A 12,070-nucleotide genomic window follows, 5' to 3' on the forward strand; every position below is an offset into this window, starting at 1 on the left:
TTTATCACTGAACAATAAACAACACTTTGGTGCCATCTGGATAACTGCTCATTTGATTTCCTACCCATGAACCGGCGCCGCGATTATCAGAAGGCGTTACATATCGGACATCGGCTCCGGCGCCTCCTTCTTCACAAACTGCCATCGGCCATTCATCCCGATCGTAGCCAGGCTTCGTTGGAATTCCTTTTAATGATTCCTCCCGCCTTTTGTCCGCTCCACCACGATCAATTGTACATATATCAGAATGTCCTTCGGCAATCGCATCTCTTATATGATCCCCGGTTTCCGGATAACGAGACAACGGAAAGTATAAAATTTTGTCATATAAAGCAGCCCCCTTGGCCTGTTGCGGAGCCGTCATATCCTTTCCCAACAAACAAAGAAAAACTGCTGCCGCCAGAAGAAGCATTGCCATCCATCTTTTCATCCTCATCCCCCCATACAGTTTCGTTCATTTAAATGTATGGGGGCAGCGTAAAGATTATTTTAAAAAACAAAACCTAAGCTCCCCATTGAGAAATTTCCCGGTACAGACACAGACAGCCTTCCGATCACATACATTGACATATAGGCTTTTGCCTACATAATCATGTGGAGGTGACGATGGTGACAGGTGTTTTCGCAGCGCTCGGTTTTGTAGTTAAAGAGCTTGTCTTTTTAGTATCTTACGTGAAAAACAATGCCTTTCCACAACCGCTCTCAAGCAGCGACGAAAAAAAATACTTAGAGCTCATGGCTAAAGGGGATGAACATGCCAGAAACATGCTGATTGAGCATAATCTTCGCTTGGTCGCCCATATTGTAAAAAAGTTTGAAAATACAGGTGAAGACGCAGAGGACTTAATCTCCATCGGAACAATCGGGCTGATCAAAGGAATTGAAAGCTATTCCGCCGGAAAAGGGACAAAACTGGCGACGTATGCTGCGCGGTGTATTGAAAATGAGATTGTAATTACAAAAGGGGGGTGCATCCCCCCCTCTTTAATACGTTTCAATATATACGGTGTCAGAATCCACAACAGTAACTTCTTTCACGATAAAGTTAACAATTGTTTTTTTATCTTCAAGAGTTAAGTTATCTGCACCGATTGATTGAAAATAGTTGATGGCTCTCTTTAGAGCATTTTCACTTGAACTTGTATCATCCAGGACTTTCATTTTTAATTGAATTTCGTTACACTTTTCAGTAAGCTGGTTTTGTTTTTTTTGCAGCTCAATAATTTGCGCTTTGATTTCATCAATATCTAAATCATCGTCATCGCTTAGGCTGATTAGCGTTAAAAGACGCTTGCGGCCTTTTTTTGTTTTCTCTATCTCTTTTTGAATGAGTTCTAATTCATCAGACAGGTGATTTGATTGCTCAATCTCTTTGAAAGAAGCATACTTTTGAGGATTTGTGATGAATTTAAAAATTTCACCCCATACATGCCGGTTCAATTTATTCTCAGACATTTCCTTTCCGCAGCCGCGGTCCTTTGCTCCAGAATAATTTTTCCGGCAAGTATATACATAGTAGTCTTTACCATGTGATTTTCTTTTCTTCCCTGTCATGGTATTTCCGCATTTTCCGCATCTAACCAAACCCGATAACAAGTAATTGTGAGGGCTGATACTCAAGTGTTTTCTTTTACTTTGACCTAAGAGTTCTTGAGCATAATCCCATTGTTCGGCTGGAATAATTGCCGGAATTTTAACAGTGATTTGCTCCTCTTCAGGTCTTATTTTAATTATTGATTTGTTCCCTGCTTGTTTTGAAACATAAGAACCCTCAGTGTCATATTTATACTGTCTGTGTTCACCCTTATAAGAAGAGTTCATCAATATCTGTCGAACAACCTGCCTGTGCCATACTTTGGCGCCTTTTTTTGTTTTAATCCCCATCTGGGTTAAATGTAGAGCAATACCATTTACTCTGCCAAAAAAAGGGCTCTTATGATCGGTAAAGTAGTTGAAAATCATCCGAATAATTTTGGCTTCCTCTTCAAATATCTCAAGAGTTCTTTTCTCTTTTACAAATTTATAGCCATATAGTTTGGAATCTTTAATGATCATGCCTTTTTTCATTTTTTGAAGTCGGCCGCTTGAAGTCCGTTCTTTAATTTTGGCTTTTTCAAACTCTGAGATTGCCCCGCGCATTGCGAAAAACAATTGACCTTCTGGAGAATTAGCATATTCTCCATTAACAAAAATCAATGGTATATTTCGCTTTCGCAATTCGTCATCAATGATAAGCTGATTCATTAATTTCCGAGAAAGACGGTCAGGATCATAACAAATGACTTGACTTATAAGTCCCTTGCTTGCATCCTCCCTCAAGCGATTCAAAGCTGGACGTTCTAAAAGCTCACCAGAAAATCCTTCATCTGCATACTTCAGTACATCCTTAGTCCCTGCTTTCTTTATGCAGGCCTCGATCTGGCTGTCGATGCTCGATCCCTTGATCGCTTGTTCCTCGGTTGATACCCTTACATATATTGCTATCACCCTGGATCTCCTTCCTATATAGTTTTATTAAATAATGATAGCAATCGTTAATGCATTTGTCAGCTTGCGGTCCCTCGATGATTATTACCTTCATAAAATGCATCACCCCTTGGGTAATGCTATGTAAAAGGTGTTTGTCCTAATGAGATCATTTTCAATGAGTGTGAAAAATGCACTTAAAAAACCGATAGTTAAAACCATCGGTTTTTCGATACTTATACTAGGCCCTCAACATAGTAAATCTATATCATTGCTTATGTAAGCTTATTTTCATTACACTCCTTATCTTTATTTGCCATCATTTCTATACGTTTATATCAATAATGGTTTAAAAATGGTGAGCACAAACAATGAATGTCCTTGCTTTTTCATCTATATTGATTAAGATTTTTAATTTCTTCCTTATAGAAAGATTTAATCACTCTGATGCAAAAACACAAAAAGATACCAATAGATTATTAGATGAATATCACTGGGTCATAGGAAAAAACACTTCTACTCAATTATTATATACATCTGATCATCCAGTTGCCCAAACAAAAACACTTCAGCAATTACACTAATTAAATGAGAATTCAAATTTACTTGGATTTTCAATAGTTTGAACTTTTTAAAAAAACGCTAGAGAAAATTTTTTTCGCTATGTTAAAATTATAGATGAATCTTAATAAACTTAACCTTTTACTAAGGGAAGTTTTTTTATTTTGGTCAATAAAATATTTAATAGTTTAACAAAAAGGAGAGATAAAAGTGAACACATTACAACACTTAGTCACAGAATGTGCAGAGATTTTCCCTCAACATGAAGCACTAGTTGAGCATAATGAACGTTATACATTTAAAGAATTTCACGAAAAAGTAAATCAGTTATCTCATTATTTCTTAGAAAAAGGTATTCAAAAGGGAGACCGTATTGGCATTTTAGCTCATACAAGTATTGCATACCCAGTTGTTATGATGGGTATTTTACAAGTAGGAGCTGTTATTGTTCCATTAAGTAAAAGTATGACACCTTATGAACTTGATAGCATCATTACAAGCGGACAGTTAAAAGCCATTGTTTATCATCATGAATTTAAGCCAGTTTTGGAAAAAGCAGAGCAAACTCACACAATTAGCTTTATGCTATTGATTGAAGATGCAAAAGAATTCACGACTCAATTTTCATCATATGAAACAACTAGACCAGCAGTGCTTCCTGAAGTACTACCAGAAGATCTTGCATTAATGATGTTTACATCAGGTACCACAGGTAAGTCAAAAGGCTGCATGATTGCACATGGAGCGCTAAGTGCCTTTTTAAATTTTGATGGCCTAGAAATATGTGCAAATTTCGATACGAATATGCGCTACCTGTTTGTACATCCATTCTTCCATATAAGTTCAATGTGTTTCTTTTTCATGTGCGTAAAATCTGGAATCACAATGGTATGTTCAAAGGAAACAGAGCCCGCTAAAGTAATCGATATTATTGAAAAAGAAAACGTAAAAATGTTATTTGCATTACCACCAGCCCTTAAATATATTGTAGAAAAGCTTGAAAAACAGCCTCACTATGATTTTCCACTAAAACTTGCTTTTTCAGGTGGAACAAAAGTATCTGAATCTCTAATTAAACAATATGACCGTCATGGCATAATTTTAGCTCATGGATACGGAAGTACAGAAGCAGGGGTTATCAGCTCTTGGCATCCTCAAATGGGGTGGAAAAAAATAAGCTCAGCTGGTAAACTAGCTCCGCATGTAGAAGTTAAAATTGTGGATCCAGAAACACGTGAAGAAGTATCAACGGGAGAAAAAGGAGAAGTCCTTGTACGAAGTCCTTATATCTTTAAAGGCTACTGGAAAAACGAAAAGGCAACAAATGCTGTCTTGCAAGATGGCTGGTTAGCTATGGGAGATGCAGGACGCTTGGATGAAGACGGATTCCTTTATATTGAAGGCCGCTATAAAGATGTGATTGTATACGGAGGAGACAATATCTACCCTGATCAAGTAGAAGAAGTTGTACTAGCTGTAGACAATGTATTAGAAGCGACAGTTGTTGGTATGCCTGATGATGTTTATGGTGAAGTTCCTTATGCCTTTGTGGTCAAAGAGCAGAACTCAGGACTAACAGAAAAAGAGGTAGTAAACTTCTGTAGAGAACGATTAGCACCGTATAAAGTGCCAAATGTTGTATTCGTATCTTCACTTCCTAAAAACAGTGTAGGAAAAGTTTTAAAAAATGAAGTAAAAAACAAGCATGAGCATATGTGCAAAAATTGATGTAATTGACGAGTTTCTTCATGATATAGAAGAAACTCGTCAAAAAGCATTTTGTGTACATCAGCAGTGTGAAGACCAATGGTAGGTTCATCCTTAATATATAGGATCGAACCGGTAGATGTTTTAAGTAACTCAGCTGCCAGTTTTACGCGCTGAGCTTCGCCACCAGTCAGTGTAGTTGAAGGTTGGCCAAGCTTAATATATCTCAGACAGGTTTTACCGTGGCAGCATTCAAAAAAGCAAACAGCTTCCTCTGCAGTCATCTCTAGCACATCGTCAATACTTTTACCCTTATAACGAATATCCAGCATTTCGTCGTTGTAACGTTTCCCTTTACATATATCGCATCCTACATAAACATCAGGTAGAAAATTAATCTTTTTTATAAATTAATTTACTTTTAATTCGATTTCAACTATATGTTAATGTTTCATTACACTTTCTGAATTATAAGGGAACTGACAATGTGATTCTCTTTCTTTTAACTTGCTTTTCACCTAAAGCAAGTCTTTTTTATTTATCAGGATGAAACTTAATAAAATTTATAGGTTACATCGTATCACTATATTTCATTAATAATGTAGCTAAATGTATTCTCGTAAACCTTACTCATCTCTGCAACCTTGAGTGAATAAACTGGATGAGCCATTTCCCCTATAAATTCCAAAGCTAAACACCTTTGCCATATGGAAAGGTGTTTTATGTTTTTATTGCTTTTCGCTATCGTTATCAATACTGTTATCAGTATCAATATCAATATCAGTATCAGTATCAATATCAGTATTGGTCTGAATACCATTACTATATTTGAAATCAATAATGGTTTTTCTAATTTCTTCTCTAATTTCAGGATTTTCTTTTAAGAAAATCTTAGCGTTTTCTCGTCCCTGTCCTAAACGCTCCTCATTATATGCAAACCAAGATCCAAACTTTTGAACAATATCTAATTCAGAACCAATATCTATGATTTCCCCTTCTTTTGATATACCTTCTCCATACATAATGTCTACTTCAGCAGTGCGAAAAGGAGGTGCCATCTTATTTTTGACTACTTTAATTCTTGTTTTATTACCAACTATGTCATTTCCTAGTTTAAGTTGTTCACCCCGGCGAACCTCAAGACGAACGGAAGAATAGAATTTTAATGCTCTTCCACCTGGCGTTGTTTCCGGATTTCCAAACATAACGCCTACCTTCTCCCTGATTTGATTGATGAAGATGGTAATGGTTTTTGACTTATTGATTGCTCCAGATAGTTTACGAAGAGCTTGAGACATCAAACGAGCTTGTAGACCTATGTGAGAGTCTCCCATTTCCCCTTCAATTTCTTTTTGTGGAACTAATGCTGCTACTGAATCAACAACAATAATATCAACAGCACCACTTCTAACTAATGCTTCGGCAATTTCAAGTGCCTGTTCACCAGTATCCGGTTGCGATAACAGTAACTCATCAATATCTACACCTATTTTTCTTGCGTAAACTGGATCAAGTGCGTGTTCAGCATCAATAAAGGCAGCTCGACCTCCACTTTTTTGTACTTCTGCAATTGCGTGTAAGGAAACTGTTGTTTTACCTGAACTTTCGGGTCCGTAAACTTCCATAATTCTTCCTTTGGGATAACCATTAATTCCAAGAGCTATATCTAAAGCTAATGAGCCTGAGCTAGATGACTCAACTTTTGTATATGTGCCTTCTCCCATCTTAATAACTGATCCTTTACCGAATTGTTTTTCAATTTGTTTTAGAGCCATATCTAGTGCTGCTTGTCTATTATTCATAATTTGAAGCCTCCGATTGTTAATTTTATATCCATTTATTTCCCGTTATAGTGTATGTTTTATTAAATAAAATTAATAAAGCAGCAGTGAATCTCCCGACTAAATACTAAAGCATTATAGGCGGGACATCTATTAACTTAAATACAGCTGTACTCACGCGATTTGAGCACCATTGGTGCTTGATTCCCTGATGTAAGCTAATTAATGAAGCCAAAGTCTGCTGTGTTCAAGAGATTTAGATCCATAATACTTTAGTAGGTATTCATCTTCTTGCTCCGTCCATAGCTTTTGATTTTTACTCAATGTTATCTCCCTCCGGTGCGTGAAGAAATCTTAAAATGAAGAAGTCAGTAAAAAGGACGTTAGTAACCTGTACTAACGCCTTTGATGCTATTTAATATTTTATAGATTAATACTCTTTTTTTCGTAATTATTTAGATTAATTATAGCAGGATATATATGCCCCTAATGTTTATTTATCATCCGGAAATTAAATGATATTGTATGATATTTAAAACATGTGTAATACTGAGTTCCATCACTTTTCAGTTTTCCTTTTTGCCGAAGTAGTTTTTTTATGCTTGGTTTTTGGATTTTTAGCCTGTTCGGCGGCTAATCTAGTAGCTTTCTCCATACGTTCCTGTTGTAGTTTTCGCTCTTGCTCTATTTTCTGTTCGTAAATTTTATGAATCTCATGTTGAACAACCAGCTTGTCAATCAACAAGAAATTCTCAAAAGCGTCGGGGAAAATAAAGGATTTAAGACCAATTTGTTTACCAAATTGGACCGTAATTCGATCCTCAGTATTTTCAACTACCTGTCCTTCGCCAAACTGACGGTGCTTTACCCGTTCATTCGCTAGATTCATCATTTTTGTCTCCTATACTAGCTTTAAAGCTCGAATTATTAAGATATTTTTTAAAATACTTACCTGTATGACTAGTCTCACAATCTGCTACTTGTTCCGGCGTACCACAACATACGATATAACCTCCGCCTGTACCGCCTTCTGGACCCAAGTCAATTATATAATCAGCATTCTTGATTACATTCAAATTATGCTCAATCACTACCACAGTGTTACCTAACTCGGTAAGTTCTTGAAGAATATTGATTAGTTGGTGTACATCAGCAGTGTGAAGACCAGTAGTAGGTTCATCCATAATATATAAGGTCGAACCGGTAGATGGTTTAAGTAACTCAGCTGCGAGTTTTACGCGCTGTGCTTCACCGCCGGACAGTGTAGTTGAAGGTTGACCAAGCTTAATATATCCCAGCCCGGTTTTACAGAGTGCTTCAATCTTCTTACGAATGCGCGGAAGATTTCGGAAAAAGGTGAAGGCTTCCTCTGCAGTCATTTCGAGCACATCGGCAATACTTTTACTTTTATAATAAACCTCCAGTGTTTCACGATTATACCGTTTTCCTTTGCATATCTCGCATTCTACGTAGACATCAGGTAGAAAATGCATTTCAATTCGCATAACTCCATCTCCACCACATGCCTCACAGCGCCCACCTTTTGTATTAAAAGAGAACCGCCCGGGACCATATGCTCTTAATTTGGCTTCGTTTGTGTTGGCAAACAGCGCCCGAATGTCATTGAATAGTCCTGTGTACGTAGCCGGATTTGAACGTGGTGTACGCCCAATTGGGCTTTGATCGATATGAATCACTTTATCCAAATACTCAATTCCATCTATGCTACGGTGCCTTCCCGGTTTAGTATGCGCACCATTGAGTATAGAAGCGAGTTTTTTTTGTAAGACTTCGTTAACCAAGCTTGATTTACCGGAGCCAGATACACCCGTCACACAGGTTAAGGTTCCCAGGGGAATTGATACATCAATATCTTTAAGATTGTTTTCGGTTGCTCCAATAATTTTCAAAACTTTACCATTTCCAGTTTTCCGTTTTTTTGGAAATGGGATACTTCGGATACCAGACAGATATTGGCCTGTCAGAGAACGAGGTTCATTTATAATACAATTCAAGTTACCTTGAGCTATAATCTCGCCGCCATGCTTACCTGCTTGTGGACCAATATCAATGATCCAGTCTGCAGCTCGAATAATGTCTTCGTCATGTTCAACAATAATTATAGTGTTACCGAGATCTCGCATTTGTTGAATTACTTTAAGCAACTGGTCATTGTCTCTCTGATGCAGACCAATTGACGGCTCATCAAGAATGTAAAGCACACCAGTCAACCTGGAACCAATTTGAGTAGCTAGGCGGATTCGCTGACTCTCCCCACCAGATAAAGTGGTGGCAGTACGTCCAAGTGTCAAATAACCCAGTCCTACATTATCTAAAAATAATAACCTTTCTTGAATCTCTGTTAATACAGACTCTGCTATGGTTGCACGAGCGCCAGATAGCTTTATATCTTTAATGCAGGTTAAAGCTTGTGTAATGGATAAATTGCAAAAATCGGCTATATTTATCGAATCGATAGTTACTGCTAGTATACCAGGCTGCAGTCGATTACCATTACAAGTGGTACAGATTAGTGGAGACATGTACTCCTCTAATTCCTTTTTGACAGGCTCCGATGTTGTCTCTACATAACGGCGTTCAATGTTTCTAATCACACCTTCAAATGATTTACGTGTTGTTATTACAGATTTTATCTTCTTCTGATGTGATTGCAGTAGTTCAATGTCGGTGCCATATAATAAGGCATCAACAGCAGATTGTGAGAATTCTATGAGTGGTGTATCTAAGTCAAAGTTATATTTTTCAGCAAGGGCTTCATAGTATATCCTTGCAGATGAACCTTGTTCAGGATTTTTCCAACCTTTGACTACAATTGCTCCTTGTCGGAGCGATAGTTTTCGATTCGGTAAGATTTTATCAGGATCGGCCTTAAGATGGTAACCAAGACCAGCACAACTTACACACGCTCCATGTTGACTGTTAAAAGAAAACATGCGTGGCGATAATTCTGGAAGTGAAAACCCGCACTGTGCACACCCAAAGCTTTGAGAAAAAATAAATTCTTCCTTAGTACCATAATCATAAATAATGACTGTATCTCCTGACAGTTTTATCGCCATTTCCAACGAATCAACAAGTCTTTGTTGATTCCCAGCACGGACTACCAGACGATCAATTAAAATCTCAATTGTATTTTTTTTATTAGCAGAAAGCTGAATAGGATCGTTTGTACTTACTATTTCACCATTGATGCGGAGCCGGGCATATCCTTCTTTTTGTGCCTGTTGAATAACCTCACGGTGTTCTCCCTTCTGATCATGAATCATAGGAGCAAGCAGTGCATAGCGAGTACCTTCAGGTAATCGGTTGATTTGATCTACAATTTGGTCTATCGACTGTCTGCTAATTTCTAGCCCACAGTTTGGACAGTGCGGCACACCAGCTCTTGCCCATAACAGTCGTAGATAGTCATAAATTTCGGTTACTGTTCCAACAGTGGAGCGCGGATTGTTGGAAGTCGTCTTTTGTTCAATCGCTATCGCTGGCGATAAACCATCAATTTTGTCAACATCAGGTTTATTTAACTGTCCTAGAAACATTCGAGCATAAGAAGACAAAGATTCAACATACTGCTTTTGTCCCTCTGCATATAGAGTATCAAAGGCGAGACTGGACTTGCCAGAACCGCTGACTCCTGTCAAAACAACAGTTTGATTACGAGGAATATTTAAACTAATATTTTTAAGGTTATTCTCTCTAGCACCAGTAATTTGAATAAATTTTTGCATAAAAACCTCCGATAATATAGGTTTGAGCTGAAGAAGCTATGAAGTTTACAAAAAGTCAAAGTTATTCTCATATTATAAAAAAATAGCTGACTCTTACTATAAAAACAGAAGCTTCTAACCGAAAAGAGGGGCAATGGCTTTACTCTGTAATGTTTAAAGAGATAAAGCAAGAGCTACTGTAGAACTCTTGCTTTATCTCTTCTAATTTTCAGATGAAAGTATTTGATATGTTAAACTAAGGTTTTCAAATCTTCTTTTGTAAATGTGGATAATTCTTCAATCCTTCCTTCCTGAATTTTGGTTACCCAGTCTGGATTGCTGATTAATGCACGTCCAATAGCGATTAAGTCGAATTCGCCACTATCCAGCTTATACGTAAGCTCATCCAGATGCGCAGTTGGGTCATTTTGTTTCGTCTGCCCTTGCTGCAAGCCTTTTGTCAATTCAGCATTAGTGCCCACAGAGCCTACAGAAATAACAGGCTTACCAGTGAGCTTCTTTGTCCATCCTGCCAAATTAAGGTCAGAACCCTCAAATTCAGGTTCCCAAAATCGACGAGTTGATGCGTGGAAAATATCAACACCAGCTTCCACAAGTGGTGTGAGAAAACTTTTTAGCTCCTCAGGATTTTTCGCTAGTTTGAAATTATAGTCGTTTAATTTCCATTGAGAAAATCTAAAAATAATTGGGAAGTCAGGACCAACAGCCTCACGTACAGCCTTAATAACCTCTACGGCAAAACGAGTACGTTGAACTAAATCCCCACCATATTCATCCGTACGTTTATTAAAGGAATCCGCAAAAAATTGATCGATTAGATAGCCATGAGCTCCGTGGATTTCAACAGCGTCAAAACCAACTTTTTTAGCATTGGAGGCAGCTTGTGCATATCTCTTAACAAGTTCATGAATTTCTTGGACACTGAGAGGTTCAGATACTTGTTCTCCTTTAAAGTTAATACCAGAAGGCCCAACAGAATTAACGTCTACATCAGGAAAATGATTTTTCTCCCGTGCCATACCTGTATGCCAAATCTGCGGAGCAATTTTCCCACCGGATTCATGCACTTTTTGAACGATACGAGCCCATTCATTTAATGCTTCTTCTCCATAAAAATGGGGGACATCATGTTCTGCTCCTGCAGCTGGGTGTTCAATAAGCACTCCCTCCGTAATAATTAACCCCACTTTATTTTCAGCTCTGCGACAGTAATAGTCAGCTACGTCATTTCTTGGAATTCCATTTGGTGAAAAACTCCGAGTCATAGGTGCCATTACAATGCGATTTTTAAGTTTTAGATTTCCAAATTCAAAAGGTTTAAACAAAGACTCAATAAATTTAGATAAATTCATGATTCCCACTTCCTTTACTCGTTAAATTTCAATTTTATACGTTACATTACCATTTGGAAGATTCGCAATATTTTCAATCTGAAGGGCTAAGAAACATATTTGTCCATATTAAATTTCATAATTACAATACCTCCTTGTTATTGACAAGATGCATCTTAACATATTTTCTGCGCATTTTTGCAAGCATTATTTTCAAGTTTTTTCGATCTTACTGCTTTGAAATGAAAATTTATATGGAAATAAATTGCATGTTATATGCACTAATAATGAATGGCAAATGCAGATTATAAACACATAAAGCTACCTCTTTAATGGTTCATGAATTAGTGTTTAATCCAATACTTTGTATCAACTGATTATTAACGGCTGTCTCATTCCAATGAGAAAAATTCACATTTTAGACATATTTATTCCCAGAAAACCCTTGACACGCGTGTGGTAAAATTAATTTAAA

At 37.3% G+C, this 12,070-nt stretch carries 7 protein-coding genes and 3 pseudogenes; 2 read left to right on the forward strand and 8 right to left on the reverse strand.

Going from position 1 to position 12,070, the window contains the following annotated elements; translation table 11 throughout:
• Positions 1 to 4: 4 nt before the first annotated feature.
• Positions 5 to 430 (reverse strand): NucA/NucB deoxyribonuclease domain-containing protein, encoded by a 426-nt coding sequence (locus NSS75_RS13725; RefSeq protein ID WP_101861068.1) that lies wholly within the window; start codon positions 428 to 430, stop codon positions 5 to 7.
• 176 nt (positions 431 to 606) lie between these two features.
• Between NSS75_RS13725 and NSS75_RS13730 the strand changes: the two are divergent.
• Positions 607 to 957 (forward strand): annotated as a pseudogene (locus NSS75_RS13730) (sigma-70 family RNA polymerase sigma factor); the annotation flags it as partial.
• Between the two features lie 27 nt (positions 958 to 984).
• On the opposite strand, the gene spoIVCA reads toward NSS75_RS13730, so the two are convergent.
• Positions 985 to 2,445 carry a site-specific DNA recombinase SpoIVCA gene (gene spoIVCA / locus NSS75_RS13735; protein ID WP_339237641.1) on the reverse strand — a complete coding sequence of 487 codons (1,461 nt, stop codon included), beginning with the start codon at positions 2,443 to 2,445 and terminating at the stop codon, positions 985 to 987.
• Positions 2,403 to 2,581, reverse strand: a pseudogene (locus tag NSS75_RS13740) (hypothetical protein). Before NSS75_RS13740 ends, spoIVCA begins: the two are co-directional and overlap by 43 nt.
• A 656-nt stretch (positions 2,582 to 3,237) precedes the next feature.
• Here NSS75_RS13740 and NSS75_RS13745 point away from each other — a divergent pair.
• Positions 3,238 to 4,755: a class I adenylate-forming enzyme family protein gene (locus tag NSS75_RS13745; RefSeq protein WP_339233391.1), complete on the forward strand. Its 1,518-nt coding sequence runs from the start codon at positions 3,238 to 3,240 to the stop codon at positions 4,753 to 4,755.
• 44 nt (positions 4,756 to 4,799) lie between these two features.
• On the opposite strand, the pseudogene NSS75_RS13750 reads toward NSS75_RS13745, so the two are convergent.
• The 5 genes and pseudogenes from NSS75_RS13750 to NSS75_RS13770 form a co-directional block, all read right to left on the reverse strand.
• Positions 4,800 to 5,129 (reverse strand): annotated as a pseudogene (locus NSS75_RS13750) (excinuclease ABC subunit UvrA); the annotation flags it as partial.
• Between the two features lie 333 nt (positions 5,130 to 5,462).
• Positions 5,463 to 6,536: a recombinase RecA gene (recA, locus tag NSS75_RS13755; protein WP_339233393.1), complete on the reverse strand. Its 1,074-nt coding sequence runs from the start codon at positions 6,534 to 6,536 to the stop codon at positions 5,463 to 5,465.
• A gap of 538 nt (positions 6,537 to 7,074) precedes the next feature.
• Entirely contained in the window at positions 7,075 to 7,404 is a 330-nt protein-coding gene (locus tag NSS75_RS13760) for a hypothetical protein (protein ID WP_339233395.1), read from the reverse strand.
• The gene (uvrA, locus tag NSS75_RS13765) at positions 7,388 to 10,264 is read right to left on the reverse strand and encodes an excinuclease ABC subunit UvrA (protein ID WP_339233397.1); all 2,877 of its coding nucleotides are present in this window, start codon (positions 10,262 to 10,264) and stop codon (positions 7,388 to 7,390) included. Before uvrA ends, NSS75_RS13760 begins: the two co-directional genes overlap by 17 nt.
• A gap of 230 nt (positions 10,265 to 10,494) precedes the next feature.
• The gene (locus tag NSS75_RS13770; RefSeq protein WP_339233399.1) at positions 10,495 to 11,616 is read right to left on the reverse strand and encodes an NADH:flavin oxidoreductase; all 1,122 of its coding nucleotides are present in this window, start codon (positions 11,614 to 11,616) and stop codon (positions 10,495 to 10,497) included.
• Positions 11,617 to 12,070: the final 454 nt, after the last annotated feature.

It is taken from the genome of Bacillus sp. FSL K6-1012 (genome assembly GCF_037964915.1).
GTDB lineage: Bacteria > Bacillota > Bacilli > Bacillales > Bacillaceae > Bacillus > Bacillus halotolerans.